Origin of the sequence: Rhizobium sp. UBA1881 (genome assembly GCF_002338015.1) — a bacterium.
GTDB lineage: Bacteria > Pseudomonadota > Alphaproteobacteria > Rhizobiales > Rhizobiaceae > Rhizobium.
In genome coordinates this window covers 1-15,557 of the sequence record NZ_DDHH01000069.1, presented here as the reverse complement: position 1 = coordinate 15,557, position 15,557 = coordinate 1, and the positions used below count along the sequence as shown (strand labels likewise).

18 protein-coding genes and 1 pseudogene are annotated in these 15,557 nt (G+C 61.9%); 8 read left to right on the top strand and 11 right to left on the bottom strand.

Annotation, left to right across the window (positions count from 1 at the left end; genetic code table 11):
- Positions 1 to 177: 177 nt before the first annotated feature.
- Entirely contained in the window at positions 178 to 600 is a 423-nt protein-coding gene (locus B3605_RS07855) for an organic hydroperoxide resistance protein (RefSeq protein ID WP_112944451.1), read from the bottom strand.
- Between the two features lie 132 nt (positions 601 to 732).
- On the opposite strand from B3605_RS07855, the gene B3605_RS07850 reads away from it, so the two are divergent.
- Together B3605_RS07850 and B3605_RS07845 are read left to right on the top strand one after the other, a co-directional pair.
- Entirely contained in the window at positions 733 to 1,203 is a 471-nt protein-coding gene (locus B3605_RS07850) for a MarR family winged helix-turn-helix transcriptional regulator (RefSeq protein WP_112944452.1), read from the top strand.
- 116 nt (positions 1,204 to 1,319) lie between these two features.
- Positions 1,320 to 2,030 carry a gamma-glutamylcyclotransferase gene (locus B3605_RS07845; RefSeq protein ID WP_296433493.1) on the top strand — a complete coding sequence of 237 codons (711 nt, stop codon included), beginning with the start codon at positions 1,320 to 1,322 and terminating at the stop codon, positions 2,028 to 2,030.
- Positions 2,031 to 2,058: 28 nt separating this feature from the next.
- Here the strand turns inward: B3605_RS07845 and B3605_RS07840 are convergent, their stop codons facing one another.
- Positions 2,059 to 2,937 carry a LysR family transcriptional regulator gene (locus B3605_RS07840; protein WP_112944454.1) on the bottom strand — a complete coding sequence of 293 codons (879 nt, stop codon included), beginning with the start codon at positions 2,935 to 2,937 and terminating at the stop codon, positions 2,059 to 2,061.
- Between the two features lie 95 nt (positions 2,938 to 3,032).
- Here B3605_RS07840 and B3605_RS07835 point away from each other — a divergent pair, with 95 nt between their 5' ends.
- The gene (locus B3605_RS07835; protein ID WP_112944455.1) at positions 3,033 to 3,260 is read left to right on the top strand and encodes a DUF1127 domain-containing protein; all 228 of its coding nucleotides are present in this window, start codon (positions 3,033 to 3,035) and stop codon (positions 3,258 to 3,260) included.
- 84 nt (positions 3,261 to 3,344) lie between these two features.
- Here the strand turns inward: B3605_RS07835 and B3605_RS07830 are convergent, their stop codons facing one another.
- The 6 genes from B3605_RS07830 to B3605_RS07805 form a co-directional block, all read right to left on the bottom strand.
- Positions 3,345 to 4,070, bottom strand: a complete 726-nt coding sequence (locus B3605_RS07830; protein WP_111564405.1) for a L,D-transpeptidase family protein — start codon at positions 4,068 to 4,070, stop codon at positions 3,345 to 3,347.
- Positions 4,071 to 4,239: 169 nt separating this feature from the next.
- Positions 4,240 to 5,076: a L,D-transpeptidase gene (locus B3605_RS07825; RefSeq protein WP_112944456.1), complete on the bottom strand. Its 837-nt coding sequence runs from the start codon at positions 5,074 to 5,076 to the stop codon at positions 4,240 to 4,242.
- A gap of 108 nt (positions 5,077 to 5,184) precedes the next feature.
- Positions 5,185 to 6,117, bottom strand: a complete 933-nt coding sequence (locus tag B3605_RS07820) for an alpha/beta hydrolase family protein (RefSeq protein WP_112944457.1) — start codon at positions 6,115 to 6,117, stop codon at positions 5,185 to 5,187.
- 145 nt (positions 6,118 to 6,262) lie between these two features.
- Complete coding sequence (locus B3605_RS07815) at positions 6,263 to 6,592, bottom strand: helix-turn-helix domain-containing protein (protein ID WP_112944458.1); 330 nt, start codon at positions 6,590 to 6,592, stop codon at positions 6,263 to 6,265.
- Entirely contained in the window at positions 6,582 to 6,941 is a 360-nt protein-coding gene (locus B3605_RS07810; RefSeq protein WP_112944459.1) for a type II toxin-antitoxin system RelE/ParE family toxin, read from the bottom strand. The genes B3605_RS07815 and B3605_RS07810 overlap by 11 nt, the downstream gene beginning before the upstream one ends.
- Before the next feature lie 168 nt (positions 6,942 to 7,109).
- A complete protein-coding gene (locus B3605_RS07805) occupies positions 7,110 to 8,735 on the bottom strand; it encodes a cisplatin damage response ATP-dependent DNA ligase (protein WP_112973507.1) in 1,626 nt (541 codons plus the stop codon).
- Between the two features lie 189 nt (positions 8,736 to 8,924).
- On the opposite strand from B3605_RS07805, the pseudogene ftsY reads away from it, so the two are divergent.
- The 3 genes and pseudogenes from ftsY to B3605_RS07790 form a co-directional block, all read left to right on the top strand.
- Positions 8,925 to 10,034, top strand: a pseudogene (gene ftsY / locus B3605_RS07800) (signal recognition particle-docking protein FtsY); the annotation flags it as partial.
- Between the two features lie 133 nt (positions 10,035 to 10,167).
- A complete protein-coding gene (locus B3605_RS07795; protein ID WP_112946117.1) occupies positions 10,168 to 10,812 on the top strand; it encodes a septation protein A in 645 nt (214 codons plus the stop codon).
- Entirely contained in the window at positions 10,809 to 11,396 is a 588-nt protein-coding gene (locus B3605_RS07790) for a DUF2585 domain-containing protein (RefSeq protein ID WP_112946116.1), read from the top strand. Before B3605_RS07795 ends, B3605_RS07790 begins: the two co-directional genes overlap by 4 nt.
- 309 nt (positions 11,397 to 11,705) lie before the next feature.
- Here the strand turns inward: B3605_RS07790 and B3605_RS07785 are convergent, their stop codons facing one another.
- The gene (locus B3605_RS07785; RefSeq protein WP_112946115.1) at positions 11,706 to 12,536 is read right to left on the bottom strand and encodes an aldo/keto reductase; all 831 of its coding nucleotides are present in this window, start codon (positions 12,534 to 12,536) and stop codon (positions 11,706 to 11,708) included.
- Between the two features lie 149 nt (positions 12,537 to 12,685).
- Complete coding sequence (locus tag B3605_RS07780) at positions 12,686 to 13,234, bottom strand: L,D-transpeptidase family protein (RefSeq protein ID WP_112946114.1); 549 nt, start codon at positions 13,232 to 13,234, stop codon at positions 12,686 to 12,688.
- Positions 13,235 to 13,378: 144 nt separating this feature from the next.
- On the opposite strand from B3605_RS07780, the gene B3605_RS07775 reads away from it, so the two are divergent.
- Entirely contained in the window at positions 13,379 to 14,062 is a 684-nt protein-coding gene (locus tag B3605_RS07775; RefSeq protein WP_018901915.1) for a response regulator transcription factor, read from the top strand.
- 2 nt (positions 14,063 to 14,064) lie between these two features.
- A complete protein-coding gene (locus B3605_RS07770; protein ID WP_018901914.1) occupies positions 14,065 to 14,520 on the top strand; it encodes a cyclic nucleotide-binding domain-containing protein in 456 nt (151 codons plus the stop codon).
- Positions 14,521 to 14,539: 19 nt separating this feature from the next.
- Here B3605_RS07770 and B3605_RS07765 read toward each other — a convergent pair whose 3' ends face one another.
- Positions 14,540 to 15,343, bottom strand: coding sequence for an exodeoxyribonuclease III (locus tag B3605_RS07765; protein ID WP_112946113.1), 804 nt, complete (start codon positions 15,341 to 15,343; stop codon positions 14,540 to 14,542).
- Positions 15,344 to 15,557 lie beyond the last annotated feature (214 nt).

Sequence of the window (15,557 nt, the reverse complement as noted above, 5' to 3'; positions counted from 1 at the left end):
TTCTTTCAAATTACCAGCCACTCGTCAACTGGTATGATGAGATGGTGAGTATTCTTTAACAGAATATTAGAACATGTTCAAAATCCGCGTACACTGAATCGCGCGCTTCTAGACAGCAAAAAGCGCCGCGCTCCGAAAAGCACGACGCTTTGGCAGTCGGTATCAGGTCCGGCCTGATCAGGCGACGGTGACAGGCACTTCCGTGGAGGTGCGCATGGCGTGGCTGTAGGGGCATACGATGTGGGCGGCAGCGGCCAGCTTTTCAGCGGTCGGCTTGTCGAGGCCCGGGATATGGACCGTCAGCGCCACTTCGATGCCGAAGCCGCCGCCATCTTCACGCGGGCCGATGCCGACGGTGGCCGAGACGGTCGTGTCTTCGGGAATCTTGACCTTCTGCTGGCCCGCGACAAATTTCAGGGCACCGAGGAAGCAGGCCGAGTAGCCGGCCGCGAAGAGCTGTTCCGGATTGGTGCCGGTGGCGCCGTCGCCGCCAAGTTCCTTCGGAACCGTCAGCGTAACATCGAGAACGCCGTTTTCGGAAACGGCGCGGCCTGCGCGGCCACCGGTGGCGGAAGCTTTGGTTGTGTAGAGGATCGGCATGTCAGTCTCCTTCATTGGCTCCTTCGTTGGGGCTGGATTTTGTATATCGCGCAATTAAATTGTACGCAAGTGAATTTTGCAAATTGCATTCGGAATCCGAAAAGACGACAATGCAAACGCCGGGGAAGCACGATGACGAAAGCGCAGACGACAAAGACGATGAAAATTCCGGAAGAGGAAAAGCGGCTGGAGCGACAGCTCTGTTTCGCGGTCTATTCGACGGCGCATGCCTTCACGCGCGCCTACAAGCCGATCCTCGACAAGGTGGGCCTCACCTATCCGCAATATCTCGTCATGCTCGTTTTGTGGGAGAATTCGGCGCTGCCGGTGAAGACGATCGGCGAGCAGCTCGATCTCGATTCGGGCACGCTGTCACCGCTGTTGAAGCGCCTCGAGCAGAGCGGGCTCATCGTGCGCACCCGCGATCCCAAGGACGAGCGGCAGGTGATCGTGACGCTGACATCTAAGGGCGACGCGATGCGCTCGCAGGTGGACGGCATCATGGGCGAGATCGGCAAGGCGATCGGCTGCACGCTCGAAGAGATGGTCGACATCCGCGAGAAGCTGCACGGCCTGCGCGGCAATCTCACCGAGACGCGGTAAGCCCGCCCATTCCATCACCCGGGCCGACAGACGGGTTGACTTCAAGGGATAGTTTGCGAATTTTATAGCCGCGACGCCTGTTCGCGCAGTTCAGTCGGGAGGAATTGCGAGATGTCATGCCCAAACCACGCACCATGTGCCTCACACCCGATCTTGTCCAACTCTGCTATCGCGAAGAGGTGGACCCCGGCCCTGACCCGCGCCTGACGACACTGACGGACGACGATTTCGCGTCGCTCACCGCGCGGCTGACGGAAGAGAGCGGCGACGAGCCGCTGTGGGTCTTCGCCTACGGCTCGCTGATCTGGAAACCGGAATTCGAGTTCGTCGACCAGAGCCGCGCGACGGCTCTCGGCTGGCATCGCTCCTTCTGTCTGGAGATCAGGAACTGGCGCGGCTCGCCAGAGCAGGCCGGGCTGATGATGGCGCTCGATCGCGGCGGACAATGCGACGGCATGATGTACCAGCTGCCACAGGGAGACCGGGCCGCGCAGATTTCCCGGCTGCTGCGCCGCGAGATCAGCGAACGCGAGCATATCGACACGATAAGGTGGCTGCCGGTGAAGACGCCTAAGGGCCGGGCCCGGGCGCTGGGCTTCTGGATCGGGCCGACGGGTAACCGCATCTACCGCAAGCAGCCCCTGCCCCTGGTGGCGGCGACGCTTGCGCGCGCCTGCGGCTATGTCGGCTCCTGCGCCGAATATCTCTACAACACCGTCACGCATCTGGAGAATTTCGGCATTCACGACCGCAATCTCTGGCGCCTGCAGGAGCTCGTCGCCGCCGAGATCCGCCAGATCCACGGGATCGCGGAGCCGACGGCATAGAGGCTTGCCGCTTCCGGAGATCGTGGTTTTACGACCCAGCCTCGCGCAGTGACTTCATCATCTCCCGCAGACCCCGGCTCAGATGCTTGTCGCGGCGCACGACCATTCCTAGCTTGCGCACCAGCGGCGGGCTGACCGGTGCGGTTTCGAGGAAGCCGGCGCGGTCGCGCTTCAGCGCCAATCCAGGCAGGATCGACCAGCCGAGGCCTGCCGCCACCAGCTCCTTGATGGCCTCGACGCTGCCGAACTGCATGACAGGGCGAGCGACCAGACCGGCCTGCCCCATCCATTCATCGATGGTCCGCCTCGTGTTGCCGCCATCATAGAGCAGCAGCGGCTTGGTGTTGACGAAGGCCGCGTCCGGGCCGCCATCCGGGATGGCCGAGCCGCGCGGCGCGACCACCATCAGCTCGTCGTCATAGAAGGCCTCGACCTCGAAGGACCGGCCGGGCGCCGGCAGCGTAACGACCGCGACATCGAGCGCATTGGTCTCGAGATCACGCAGGATGTCGTCGGTGTTGCCGATGCGGACGGTGATTTCGAGCCCGGGCATCTTCTTCCTGGCGCGCGAGATTGCCAGCGGCAGCAGGTGGATGGAGGCGGTGGCGCCGCTGCCGATGCGCACGCGGCCGCTCTCGCCATTCCTGTGCGGCGTCATCGCCTCCTCGGCATCGGCGAGTTCCCGCATGATCCGCCGCGCGTGATCGAGAAATTCGAGACCGGCCGCCGTCGGCTGCGCGCGGCGTCCGACGCGCTCTATCAGCCGCACGCCGAGGCGCTGTTCCAGGAGCTTGATCTGCAGGCTGACCGCTGGCTGGGTCACGCCCGCCTTGTCGGCGGCGGCAGTGAAGCTTCCGAGTTCGGCGATGTGAATGAAGGTCTGCAGCTGATCGAAGCCGAATGCCATGCGAAGTTTCTCTTATGATTTGCATAAGATGCATAAGCTTCATTGCAGGATATATCCAGCGCATTGTCGGGACAGCCAAGAAGGAGACAAAAGAGATGGCGACCGACACATCGGACGAAAGATCAAGCCAACCGCGCGTGCCGGCACTGCTGGCAACGCTTGCAGAGGCGGCGCGAAACCTCATCGAGAGCATCGAGACACGCTGCCGGAAACGACGCGGACGGGCGGAGCTCAGCGAGCTGACCGATGACGAGCTCAAGGATATCGGCGTGTCGCGCGCCGACGCGATGACGGAAGCGGCGAAATCGGCATTCTGGGGATGAGGAGCGCTTGCATCGCTCAGCCGAGGAGCTTTGGGGCCGGCGGGAAAAGTCTCTCCCCTGATCGGGGAGAGACGAAGACATAGCTTACTGCTTGACGACGATCGGTGCCTTGGTCGGCACGCGGTCGTAGAGGTCGATGATGTCCTGGTTCAGCAGGCGCACGCAGCCCGACGATACGGCCTTGCCGATCGAGCGCCAGTCCGGATTGCCGTGCAGGCGGTAGAGCGTGTCCTGGCCACCGGAGAAGATGTAGAGCGCGCGGGCGCCGAGCGGGTTCTTCAGGCCCGGCTCCATGCCGCCGTTCTCGATCGAATACTTCACGAGTTCCGGCTGACGGGCGACCATCTCATTCGGTGGCTTCCAGCGCGGCCACTTCTGACGCCACTGGATGACGCCGTCGCCCTGCCAGGCGAAGCCCTCGCGGCCGATGCCGACGCCGTAGCGCATCGCGGTCCCGCCCGGCTGGACGAGATAGAGGAAGCGCGAGGGGGTATCGACGACGATGGTGCCGGGGCGCTCGCCGGTCGGATCGATGACCTGCTGGCGATAGTAGCGCGGATCGATCTGCTGGTAGGGAACCGGCGGAATGAGGAAGCCGCCATCCTCGACCGGGCCGTACATGACAGCGAGCTCGGCATCGGTGGGCGCCGGCGTCGTCTGGAAGGCACGGATCGGATTCGGGAATGCCATTGGCTGGCCGTACGACGGGCTCGTGCCCGAAGTGGAGGCACACCCTGCCAGCGCCGATGCCGCGGTTACCGCTGAAAGCGATAGAAAGTTGCGGCGGGATATGGATTTGTCAAAGCTCATAACGAGGGTCAATTTTCCTTAAGCGCGGAAACGGCGAACGTCGTTTCCTGGAGGGTTGTTCAACGCTAGTCACAATTCAAGGAAACTATCCCGTTATGCTAAATAAACCAGAACCTCACGAAGACGTGTGCCCGCTTGTGGCGACGTTCTCACGCCGCCTGTTGCGCGGCTACATCACCACGATCTCGGACTTCGCCGAAACGCGGTCGTAGAGATCGATGACGTCCTGGTTCATCATGCGTACGCAGCCCGACGACGTGGACTTACCGATCGACTCCCAATCGGGCGTTCCGTGGATTCGGTAGAGCGTATCCTCGCCGTTCTTGAAGATATACATGGCGCGGGCGCCGAGCGGATTTCCAAGGCCGGGATTCATGCCGCCGTTTGCCGCCGAAAACGAGCGAACATCGGGCTGGCGCTTGACCATCTCATCGGGCGGCGTCCAGCGCGGCCATTTCTGCTTCCACTGGATGACGCCGCGGCCGGACCAGGCATAACCTTCGCGACCGAGGCCGACGCCATAGCGCATGGCCTTGCCATTGGGCTCGATGAAATAGAGGTGCTTGGTCTTGGTGTTGACGACGATGGTGCCCGGCTTTTCGGTCGAGGGGTAATCGACCTCCTGGCGCATATATACAGGATCGACGCGGCTGACGGGAATGGCAGGCAGCGTGAAGTCGTTGTCCCTCACCTCTCCATACATCGCGGCGCTGAGGGGGTTGATCAACGGCATGCCGTAGGTGCGCATCTGGGTGGCGCCTGGGATGCCATAGGTCTGGTTGTAGATCGTCGCGGGAACGCCGGGGCGCTGCGGGATCGGCGCATTGACCGGGCGGACGCGATCGGGATCGATGCCCGGCGGCTTGTAGAAGACAGGATAGGTTTCCTGCACGAAACGGGCCGGATCGGTGGCACCGGTATCGGGCACGAGAATGTTGCAGCCGCCAAGCGACAGGGCCGCCAACACAAGCCCCGACATGGCCGACAACCGGCTTAGACCCTTCATGAAACCACCCTCATCGATATCAGCGATATTTATAGCTGCCGCGAGGATGGCATGCGCGGCTGGCGCGAAGCTGGCGATGACGGCCAGCCAGCGCCCTAACGCGACTGATTAAGCCGCCACGCCGTGGAAGAAGCGGATGCTCTGCTCGATTTCCTCGGGCAAGGCGGATGTGTGGCCACCCTTGGCCGTATCCGTCTCGATGCGAACGCCGCCGGAGCGGGCGCGGCTGGCGAGCAGACCGGCGCGGTCGTTGAAATGCGATTCGTCGGTGCCGTGGACGACGCGCACCGGGCACTTGAAGCTCTGGGCGTAGCACAGCGCCGTGCGCACCTCGAACTCGTGGGTATTGTCGTCGTCGAAGCGGATGTCCTGAGGATAACGATTGAAGAAGCGGAAGGCGTCGGGATTGCCGGAGATCGGGGCGGCCGCGCGGAACTTGTGGGTCGACATCGAAGCGAGCATGGTGAGCGTGCCGCCGATGCTGTGGCCGGCGACGAAGAGGCGGTTAGCATCGACACCCGGCAGATGCGCCAGACGGTCGGCGGCAGACAGCACATCGTCCACCTCGTCATAGAAGCCCGAGAAATTACCCGCCTGGCCATTTTCGCCGCGCACCGAGGGCATCAGCACCACGAAGCCGGCATCGATATAGGGGCCCATCAAGTTCCAATGGCCGACGCCCATGGCATTGCCGCCATGCAGGAAGAGAATGCCGGGTTTGGCCTTGCGCTCGCGCTTGTATTTCGACACCCAGGCGGTGAGCTCCAGCTCGCCGCCATAGCCCGAGCGATAGAAGATCTTCTCGGCATTGGCGGGCGCATCGAGCGGCTCGTACTTGTCGGGCGCCGGGCCCTTTTCGAGCAGCCGTGTGCGGAAGCGCTTGCGCACCTTGGCGTAATCGCGGGTGATCAGCCGCGGCTCGGGGGGAACGTCAAAGGCATTGGCGACACCTGGAAGAGCCGGAAGAACAAGAGCGCCGGCAAGCCCAGTCAGAAGCAGGCGGCGCTGGCGCGAAAAGGAATGGTCGTTGTCTGATGTCATCTCACTCTTCCGTCTTCCCCGGCATGATAGATGCTTGCACCCTCGGCGCGCCGACGCCAAGACACATTCAGTTGAGGATGCACAGTCGGATGTATTTTGCATCAGGAAAATGCGAGATGAGGGATTTGGGAGTGCGGAAACACCGCTATGCCGGCTGCCTGATATCAATTTCGGGATCAAAATCGACGCGCTTCGACTTGCCATCCGGGGTCTTCAAGACGATCTCGACGCCACCGCCGATCGAATGCATGTAACGCACAATGGATGACAAGAGCACGTCGTCGGCGCTCTCGATCTTCGACACGGTATTTTGCGTCATGCCGGCACTTGCGGCGACCTCCTGCTGCGTGGCGCCCATCGCCTTGCGCACCTCCGCCAAGGCCTTACCGAGGCGTCGCTCCCGGCGCTTCTCATCGAGGCGCTCGCGAACATCTTCGGGGAGTTCGGCGCGCAGCGTCTTCCACTCAGTGCTCATGTCTTTTCTCCTTCAGCCACGCGTCGAACCGCAAGTCGGCCTTCTTGATCAACTGCTTGTAAAAGAAAACCTGGTTCACCCCCTGCTTGTCCCCGCCACAGAGAACAATCGCATTCTGAGCCGGGTCGAACGCGAAGGCGAAACGCCATAGCTGTTTCCCGAACTTCACTCGTATTTCCTTCATATTGGCATAACTGGAACCGGAGAGCGTATCCACTTCCGGACGGCCAACGAAGGGTCCGTCGTCTTCCAGATGGTCAAGGACTTCGCCGACGAGCTCTTTCAAACCCATTTCCAGACTTTTCCATTCGGGCACGAAATTCGGATGGAACTGCACGCGATACGCCATGAAGTCACCTCAGAAAATATATACTTAAAGATATAAAATCAAGATATGTTCTCTCGGGGCCGAAGCAACGGCGGCGTCGGGAACCCTGAGTGTTTTATAATGGTGATCGTCTCGCGAAGATTTATCGCCGGAAACACCGGCGATCCAGTTCTCCTTTGGTTGCAGCCCCTACCCCGCCTTCGCATCAATCATCGCCACCAGCGTCGTCAGCCGGTCGGCCTCGTAGGACGGCTTGTCCTGCCTCAGGCGCGAGATGCGGGGGAAGCGCATGGCGACGCCTGACTTGTGGCGGTTGGAGCGGTTGATGCCTTCGAAGGCGACTTCCACCACGAAGCCGAAATCCTTGTCGGCGCGCACGGCGCGCACCGGGCCGAAGCGTTCGGTGGTGTTGTTGCGCACGAACTTGTCGAGGATCTCCAGCTCGGCGTCGGTGAAGCCGAAATAGGCCTTGCCGACGGGAACCAGCTGCTCGCCATCAGGCGTTTCGGCCCAGACGCCGAAGGTGAAATCGGAATAGTAGCTCGAGCGCTTTCCATGGCCGCGCTGCGCGTACATCAGGACGGCGTCGACATTATAGGGGTTGCGCTTCCACTTGAACCACGGCCCCTTCAGCCGTCCGGCCTGGTAGACGCTGTCGCGGCGCTTGATCATCACGCCTTCGATAACGGGATCGGGCGGGGTCGAGCGCAGGTCGTCGAGCTCTTCCCAGGAGGAGAAATCTACCAGCGCGGAGAGGTCGAAGCGTTCGTGTGGGGCTTGCTCGACGATTTCGCTCAAGCGGGCGCGGCGTTCGAGATAGGTCTTGGCGCGCACATCCTCTTCGCCGTCGAACAACAGGTCGTAAGCCCTTATGAAGGCGGGGTAATCGTCCTGCATCTTCTGCGTCACGGTCTTGCGGTTGAGGCGCTGCTGCAAGTCGGAGAAGGTGCGGGTCGGGCTGTTGGAGCGGGCGGTGCCGCCGACCAGCAACTCACCGTCGATGACGCCGTCGAAGCTGATGGATTGGACGATATCGGGAAATGCGGCGGAGATGTCGTCGCCGGAGCGGGAGTAGATCTTGCGGGTATCGCCGGCGCGCGACAGCTGTACGCGAATGCCGTCCCATTTCCACTCGGCGGCGTAGTCGGCCGGGTCGAGCTGAGCAAGGTCGCCTTCTTCCACCGGATTGGCCAGCATCACCGAATGGAAGATCGCCGGCGTCGCCAGCACCGGCTTGCCGCCCTTGCCCTCCAGCCACGCAAACAGGCTCTCATAGGGCGGCTGCAGGCCGTGCCACAAGGTCTCGATCTCGGTGACATCGGGTTCCCCGAGATCGGCCAGCGCCTGCTTGGCGAGCCTGGCCGAGACGCCGATGCGCAGCGCGCCGGTCGCGAGCTTGATGAAGGCGAAGCGGCCGGAGGCGTCGAGGCGATCGAGCAGGTCCCGAACATAGCCGCGCACCTCGGTGCGGCCGAGCGTGTTCATCTGCGCCACCACCTCGCCGAGCCTCGGCTGCGCCAGCGCCGAGCGCTCTATGTCGCGCTCATTGTCCCAAACGAGCGAGATGGTCTCCGCCAGATCGCCGACGTAGTCGTAGGAGTAGCGGAAGAGAACGTCGTCAATGCGCTCCAGCGCCAGTTCGCGCAGCATGGCGGGCTTGACGTTGCGCACATCGAGCGTGCCGGCGATGGCTGCGAGGCCGTAGCCGCGATCGGGGTCGGGCGTGTCGCGGAAGTAGTCCGTCAGCAGCTTGAGTTTGCCGTTGCGGGATGGCGTTAGGACCAGGCGGTCCAGGAGGTCGGCGAAGGCTTTCATGGGTGGCCCCCGCTTGTTTTCTCGGAGGCGTTGGTGGGCGGGGTACCCCCCTCTGTCCTGCCGGACATCTCCCCCACAAGGGGGGAGATCGACTCGCGGGAAGCTTCCGACCAGACCTCTGATGTTGATGAGAGTGGGCAAGTCCAGCCGTCAACCGACGAAACGGTCGAGAGTGAAGCGAGCGAGCAAGCCCAGCCAATCTCCCCACCTGTGGGGGAGATGCCCGGCAGGGCAGAGGGGGGTATCCCACCCTCCGAGCCCGCGTCTATCGACTCCACCGAACCAGCGCCGACCGACTCCCCCATCCTCCCCAAGGGCTTCTCCACCGCCACCGAGACCCCCGAACCCGTCACCATTGTCCCCCCGGCCAAGCTGAACTGGTTCCAGCGCCTGCGCGCCGGCCTTGCCCGCACCTCGTCGCAGCTGACGGGGCAGATCTCCGCGCTGTTCACCAAGCGCAAGCTCGACGACGACACGCTGCAGGATCTCGAGGATCTCCTGATCCAGGCCGATCTCGGTGTCGAGACCGCGCTGCGCGTCACCGATACGCTGGCGTCGGAGCGCTACGGCAAGGACGTGTCGGGCGAGGATGTGAGCCGCATCATGGCGGCCGAGATCACCAAGGTGTTGAAGCCGGTCGCCAAGCCGCTGCAGCTCGATCTCAGCCACAAGCCGCATGTCATCCTGGTCGTCGGCGTCAACGGCACCGGCAAGACCACCACCATTGGCAAGCTCGCCGCCAAGCTTTCCGGCGCCGGGCTGAAGGTGATGGTCGCGGCCGGCGATACGTTCCGCGCGGCGGCGATCGAGCAGCTGAAGATATGGGCCGACCGCACCAAGTCCGAGTTCATCGGCACCAAGCTCGGCGCCGATGCGGCGGGGCTTGCCTATGATGCCTTCGAGCAGGCCAAGCAGAAGAAATGCGACGTGCTGATCATCGACACCGCCGGCCGCCTGCAGAACAAGACGGAGCTGATGGCCGAGCTCGAGAAGATCGTGCGCGTGCTTGGCAAGCTTGACCCTGACGCGCCGCACACCGTGCTACAGACGCTCGACGCCACCACCGGCCAGAATGCGCTGAGCCAGGTCGAAATCTTCCGCAACGTTGCCGGCGTCAACGGCCTGATCATGACCAAGCTCGACGGCACGGCGCGTGGCGGCATCCTCGTCGCCATCTCCGCCAAGCACAAGCTACCGGTCTATTTCATCGGCGTCGGCGAGGGCGTGGACGATCTGGAGCCCTTCGAGGCCGAGGATTTCGCCCATGCGATCGCGGGTCTCGGCGACGCGCGGGGCTGATCAAATCGCCGCCATTGCCGCCGATCACGATTGATGCCACAGATATGCCCGCAAGGGCGCGCAAGCGTCCGGGATAGAGACTGACGATAAGAACCGACGATAAAGACTGACCAGGGAACGGATTAGGGACCTCATGACGACCGAGAGCGATATCACCCCGTCGGCGACAGACAAGCATCACCCGATGCTAAAGCTGGCGCTGGAGCTCGGGCCGCTGCTGATCTTCTTCTTCGCCAATCTGCGCGGCCCCTGGCTGGTGGAAAAGTTTCCGGTCCTCGCCTCGCTCGGCGGCCCGCTCTTCGTCGCGACCGCGCTGTTCATGGCGGCGACGGTGATCTCGCTTGTCATCTCGAAGGTCGTTCTTCGTCATCTGCCGATCATGCCCTTTGTCTCGGGCATCGTCGTCCTAATCTTCGGCTCGCTGTCGATCTATCTGCAGGACGAAACCTTCATCAAGATGAAGCCGACGATCATCAATTCGCTGTTCGGCCTCACGCTGCTCGGCGGACTGCTCTTCGGCAAGTCGTTGCTCGGCTATGTCTTCAACGCCGCCTTCCAGCTCGATGCCGAAGGATGGCGCAAGCTCACCGTGCGCTGGGGCGTGTTCTTCCTGTTCCTGGCGGTGCTCAACGAAGTCGTCTGGCGCAATTTCTCCGACGATACCTGGGTGGCCTTCAAGGTCTGGGGCACCATGCCGATCACCATCCTGTTCACGCTGGCGCAGATGCCGCTGATCATGAAGCACACGATCGCGCCCGAGGGCGAGGCCGGCCAGTGACGGCGCTTCAGGCGACTGACAGGGCCAGGCACCAGACCTACTGGTTCGTCGCCTGCGCCGCGGTGCTGGTCGCCCAGATCGTCGCCGAATATCTGATGGGGCGCACGCCGATCTGCACCTGCGGTTACGTCAAGCTGTGGGAGGGCACCGTCAATTCCAGCGGCAACTCGCAGCACATGTCGGACTGGTACACGCCATCACACATCATCCACGGGTTCCTGTTCTACGGCCTGGCGCATCTGGTGCTGCGCGGCAAACCGATCGCGATGAAGCTGCTTCTGGCGCTGGTGATCGAATCCGGCTGGGAGCTCTTGGAGAATTCCCCCATCATCATCGACCGCTACCGCACGGCGACCATCTCGCTCGATTATTACGGCGACAGCATCCTGAACTCGGCGATGGACACGGTGTTCATGGCGCTCGGCTTCTTCTTCGCCTGGCGCGCGCCGGTCTGGCTGACGGTCACGATCGCCATCTTCTTCGAGATCTTCACCGGCTACATGATCCGGGACAACCTGACGCTCAACGTGCTGATGCTGGTCTGGCCGCTGGAGGCGGTGAAGACCTGGCAGGGCGGGGCCTAGAGCTACAAGCTCCAGGCCCACACCCTTAGAGCCTTTCCTGGTTAGATTGCAGCATTCTGCCGGAGCAGGTTTTCGTCAGGGCAAAGGCGATTGGCGAAGGGCATACCCCTAGGTACGGTCGAGCCGATCGCCTTTGATCCTGGCGGAAAGATGCCCGGCCCTTCGGGTTGGCTGAAACGGGCCGCCTGATCGTCCGGCCGGCTTGGCCGTATGCGTTGGCTACGACACGCGCCGGCCGGACGACCATCCGACTCCGTTTGAGCCAACAGAATGCTTCAATCTAACCAGGAAAGGCTCTAATTCACATCCTTAGAACGTTGCCGTCTTCGGGTCCGGCCCCATGCGCGCCGAGCTGCTGTCGAGCTTGGCGATCTCGGCCATGTCGTCGCCATCGAGCTTGAAGTCGAAGACCTGGAAGTTCTCGACGATGCGCGATGGCGTCACCGATTTCGGGATGACGACGAGGCCGCTATCCATGTGCCAGCGGATGATCACCTGCGCCGGCGTCTTGCCGTGCTTCTCAGCGATTTTCGCCAGAACGGGATGGGCGATCAGCTTGCCCTGGCCGAGCGGGCTCCAGGACTGCGTGGCGATGTTGAGCTTCTTGTGCGCTTCCTGCGCGATTTTCTGCTGGAAGTCGGGATGCAGCTCGATCTGGTTGATGACCGGCACGACGCCGGTCTCAGCAATCAACCGCTCCAGATGCTCCGGATAGAAGTTCGAGACGCCGATCGACTTGGCGCGGCCCTCTTCGCGCAGCTTGATGAAGGCCTTCCAGGTATCGACATAGGCGTCGCGGTTCGGCGCTGGCCAGTGGATGAGGTAGAGGTCGACATAATCGGTGCCGAGGCGCTTCAGGCTCTTGTCGAAGGCCTTAAGTGTCGTGTCGTAACCCTGGTCGGCGTTCCAGAGCTTGGTCGTCAGGAAAACGTCCTTGCGGTCGACGCCCGACGAGCGGATGCCCTCGCCGACGCCCTCTTCGTTTTCATAGACCGCGGCCGTATCGACATGGCGATAGCCGGCTTCAATCGCGGCGCGCACCGCGGGTGCCGCCATGTCGTTGGGCGTCTGCCAGACGCCGAGACCGACCTGGGGAATGGAATGTCCGTCGTGAAACGTAATGATGGATTGCTGTGCCACAATAAAACTCCGCGAAAGCGATGAATGGAACGGGGCGTGTTGAACGGCGGGTATCCCGCCATTTCCCGAAACGCCTTTCAGCCCGGGCGTCGGTCGGATTGCATATAGGTCAGGCGGCGCGCGATATCACCCCTGCTCTTATCCCGAGATTACAAAACCCTGACGACGGTACCCTTGCGCAAGTAAGGCAGGATGCGGTTCATGTCGCGCGGGCGAATGGCGATGCAGCCCTCCGTCGGCTTGTAGCCGGGGCGGATGAGGTGGAAGAAGATCGCCGAGCCGCGATTGCGGGCGCGTGAGCTGATGTTCCAGTCCATGACGAGGCAGACGTCATAGAGCCCGTCGTCGCGCTTCATCTTTTCGTGGCTCGGGCGGAATGGCGTCTTCACCAGCCTGTTGTAGTTGGCGTCGCCGGGCTGATCGCACCAGAGCATGCCTTCGCGGATAAGGCGAATCGGTAGCCGCGTTCGAAAGCCGGACGTTTTTTCGCCGCGCACGAAGCCGGAAAGCAGCCGCATTTCGGCGATCGGAGTGGCCCCATCACCCTCACGCTTGCGTGTGGTGCGCCCCGAACGGCCTATCGCCGCGGGCACCACGACTGTGCCGAACTGCAGCAAAGCCCGGCTTTTCTGCCCCGGTGCGGGTCTGACCGTGATGATCGTTGGTTGTAAAGACGGTCTCCGCCTTGTTTTTTCCATGTTTCTCACATGTTTGTGCAATTGCAGGGGCAATGATTGAAATCATATAGCACCATATACGATAACAGCTTGGTATGCTGATCTTTGCCAACATCCTCAAGTTGGCGTAGGAATAGTGAACCAGATGGCGAGGGACATAGCCGCATGACAGCACGCACCATTTTGTTGGTGGATGATGACGACGACCTCCGCGAGACCCTCACGGAGCAGCTCTCGCTCTATGACGAGTTCACGGTTCTCCAGGAATCCACGGCTGCCAAGGGTGTCGAACGCGCCCGCGCGACGGCTATCGATCTCCTGATCATGGATGTGGGCCTTCCCGACATGGATGGACGCGAGGCTGTGAAGCTTCTGCGCAAGGGCGGCCTCAAGGCGCCGATCATCATGCTGACGGGCCATGACACCGATTCAGATACCATTCTCGGCCTCGAGGCCGGCGCCAACGACTATGTGACGAAGCCGTTCCGCTTCGCGGTCCTGCTTGCCCGCATTCGCGTGCAGCTGCGCCAGCACGAGCAGAGCGAGGACGCCACCTTCAGCGTCGGGCCCTATGTCTTCAAGCCGAGCCAGAAGCTTTTGACCACGGAGAACGGCCAGAAGATCCGCCTCACCGAAAAGGAAGCGGCGATCATCCGCTATCTCTACCGCGCCGAACAGAAGGTCGTGACCCGCGACGTGCTGCTCGAGGAGGTCTGGGGCTACAATTCCGGCGTCACCACCCACACGCTCGAAACCCACGTCTACCGCCTGCGCCAGAAGATCGAGCGCGATCCGTCGAATGCCGAAATCCTGGTCACGGAAAACGGCGGCTACAAGATCGTTCCGTAATCATGGCGCTGAATGACGATATCCAGCTGCTCGCGCAGCTTCCGCTTTTCAACGGAATGTCGGAGGATCAGCTGAGGCTGATCGCCTTCGGCGCGGATCGGCGCGTGATTTCGAACGGGCAGATGCTTTTTCGCGAAAGCTCTCCCGCCGACAGCGCCTACGTCATCGTCAGCGGCAGCGTCGAACTGAGCCACACCGGACGCGACAACAAGCCTGAAGTTCAGGCGGTTGTCGGGTCCGGCACGCTTTTGTCGGAGCTTGCGCTGGTCACGCTCGTCGAGCGCAAGTTCACGGCGATCGCCCGCGAGGACACGGCGATCATCCGCATTACCCGCGCGCTGTTTCACCGGCTGATCGAGGAATATCCGGATGCGGCTTTGCTGATCCAGCAGCGCATCCGCGACAATATCGCGGCATTGGCGGCCAAGGCCGCCGCCGAGCTTCACCGCTTCGCCTGAGGCGCCTGCCTAACGACCCTTAGAGATCGAAATGCGCCGTCACCGGCACGTGGTCGGACGGCCGATCCCAGCCGCGCGCCTCTTTCAGAATCTCGATGCGCTGCAGATGCGGTCCGAGATCGCGTGATGACCAGATATGGTCGAGACGCCGGCCACGATCCGCCGCTTCCCAATCCTTGGCCCTATAGCTCCACCACGTATAGAGCTTCTGCGTGTCCGGCACATTCTGGCGCATCAGGTCGAGCCACTGGCCGCGCTTCATCACCTCAAGCAGGCCCTCGGTCTCGACGGGCGTGTGGCTGACGATCTTCAGGAGCTGCTTGTGCGACCAGACGTCGTGCTCCAGCGGCGCGATATTGAGATCGCCCACCAGGATCGCCGAAGTATTGGCCTCGCCATCGGCCTTCAGGAGCTTCATCTCCTCGATGAAATCGAGTTTGTGGCCGAACTTCGGATTGATCGCCCGATCCGGCTCGTCGCCACCGGCTGGCACATAGAAATTATGGATGCGGATGCGCTTGCCGCCGCGCTCGAACACCGCCGAAATATGCCGGGCATCGCCGACCTTGCAATAATCGGTGCTGTGATCCTCGACCAGAGGAAACCGCGATGCGATCGCCACCCCATGATAGCCCTTCTGGCCATGGATGATCACATGCTCGTAGCCCATGGCCTTCAAGGGCGCCAACGGGAACAGCTCATTCGGCACCTTGGTTTCCTGCAGGCAGATGATATCGGGGCGATGCTTGAGGAAGAGCTGCTCGACGATCGGCATGCGCAGCCGGACCGAATTGATGTTCCAGGTGGTGATCGAGAAGCCCATTGCGCTGCCTTTTCCAATTCTGTTGGAAGGGCTTTAGAGCAAAGGGCGTGTGGTGCCAAGTGTCCACTCACGTCGAGCAAACGGGACCGTGCTTAGATCCTCGGGACGAGCCCGAGGATGACGGTGGAGTGCGTGGCGCCATTCGTTAACATATTGAATTTATGACATAAAAGCGTTCTCGGCGACATCCTCAGGCTTGTTGTACAGCCTTGAT

What these genes read in the sequence shown, in the direction of transcription:
- B3605_RS07855 (WP_112944451.1), bottom strand. Translation starts at nt 600, where the DNA reads ATGCCGATCCTCTACACAACCAAAGCTTCCGCCACCGGTGGCCGCGCA.
- B3605_RS07805 (WP_112973507.1), bottom strand. Translation starts at nt 8,735, where the DNA reads ATGAAAGCCTTCGCCGACCTCCTGGACCGCCTGGTCCTAACGCCATCC.
- B3605_RS07815 (WP_112944458.1), bottom strand. Translation starts at nt 6,592, where the DNA reads ATGAGCACTGAGTGGAAGACGCTGCGCGCCGAACTCCCCGAAGATGTT.
- B3605_RS07775 (WP_018901915.1), top strand. Translation starts at nt 13,379, where the DNA reads ATGACAGCACGCACCATTTTGTTGGTGGATGATGACGACGACCTCCGC.
- B3605_RS07825 (WP_112944456.1), bottom strand. Translation starts at nt 5,076, where the DNA reads ATGAAGGGTCTAAGCCGGTTGTCGGCCATGTCGGGGCTTGTGTTGGCG.
- B3605_RS07795 (WP_112946117.1), top strand. Translation starts at nt 10,168, where the DNA reads ATGACGACCGAGAGCGATATCACCCCGTCGGCGACAGACAAGCATCAC.
- B3605_RS07850 (WP_112944452.1), top strand. Translation starts at nt 733, where the DNA reads ATGACGAAAGCGCAGACGACAAAGACGATGAAAATTCCGGAAGAGGAA.
- B3605_RS07765 (WP_112946113.1), bottom strand. Translation starts at nt 15,343, where the DNA reads ATGGGCTTCTCGATCACCACCTGGAACATCAATTCGGTCCGGCTGCGC.
- B3605_RS07845 (WP_296433493.1), top strand. Translation starts at nt 1,320, where the DNA reads ATGCCCAAACCACGCACCATGTGCCTCACACCCGATCTTGTCCAACTC.
- B3605_RS07840 (WP_112944454.1), bottom strand. Translation starts at nt 2,937, where the DNA reads ATGGCATTCGGCTTCGATCAGCTGCAGACCTTCATTCACATCGCCGAA.
- B3605_RS07810 (WP_112944459.1), bottom strand. Translation starts at nt 6,941, where the DNA reads ATGGCGTATCGCGTGCAGTTCCATCCGAATTTCGTGCCCGAATGGAAA.
- B3605_RS07835 (WP_112944455.1), top strand. Translation starts at nt 3,033, where the DNA reads ATGGCGACCGACACATCGGACGAAAGATCAAGCCAACCGCGCGTGCCG.
- B3605_RS07820 (WP_112944457.1), bottom strand. Translation starts at nt 6,117, where the DNA reads ATGACATCAGACAACGACCATTCCTTTTCGCGCCAGCGCCGCCTGCTT.
- B3605_RS07780 (WP_112946114.1), bottom strand. Translation starts at nt 13,234, where the DNA reads ATGGAAAAAACAAGGCGGAGACCGTCTTTACAACCAACGATCATCACG.
- B3605_RS07830 (WP_111564405.1), bottom strand. Translation starts at nt 4,070, where the DNA reads ATGAGCTTTGACAAATCCATATCCCGCCGCAACTTTCTATCGCTTTCA.
- B3605_RS07770 (WP_018901914.1), top strand. Translation starts at nt 14,065, where the DNA reads ATGGCGCTGAATGACGATATCCAGCTGCTCGCGCAGCTTCCGCTTTTC.